Source organism: Proteus sp. MB838, assembly GCF_054767435.1.
Window position 1 is genome coordinate 1 of record NZ_BAABMO010000108.1, and the last position, 559, is coordinate 559.

Sequence of the window (559 nt, forward strand, 5' to 3'; positions counted from 1 at the left end):
GGCTCCTACTGCTTGTACGTACACGGTTTCAGGTTCTTTTTCACTCCCCTCGCCGGGGTTCTTTTCGCCTTTCCCTCACGGTACTGGTTCACTATCGGTCAATCAGGAGTATTTAGCCTTGGAGGATGGTCCCCCCATATTCAGACAGGATAACACGTGTCCCGCCCTACTCGTCGAGTTCACAATAACAGCATCTTCAGATACGGGGCTATCACCCTTTACTGCCGGACTTTCCAGACCGTTCTCCTGACACTGTTATTGATTAAGACTCTGGGCTGCTCCCCGTTCGCTCGCCGCTACTAGGGGAATCTCGGTTGATTTCTTTTCCTCGGGGTACTGAGATGTTTCAGTTCTCCCGGTTCGCCTCATTAACCTATGGATTCAGTTAATGATAGTATCCATTGGATACTGGGTTTCCCCATTCGGATATCGTCGGGTATAACGGTTCATATCACCTTACCGACGCTTTTCGCAGATTAGCACGTCCTTCATCGCCTCTGATTGCCTAGGCATCCACCGTGTACGCTTATTCGCTTAACCTCACAACCCGAAAGTGTCT

Annotated in this window: 1 rRNA gene; it reads right to left on the reverse strand. The window is 50.1% G+C overall.

What is annotated here, in order from left to right:
• A 23S ribosomal RNA gene (locus tag ACYUCW_RS18145) occupies window positions 1-540 on the reverse strand; the annotation flags it as partial.
• Between the last annotated feature and the right edge of the window lie 19 nt (window positions 541-559).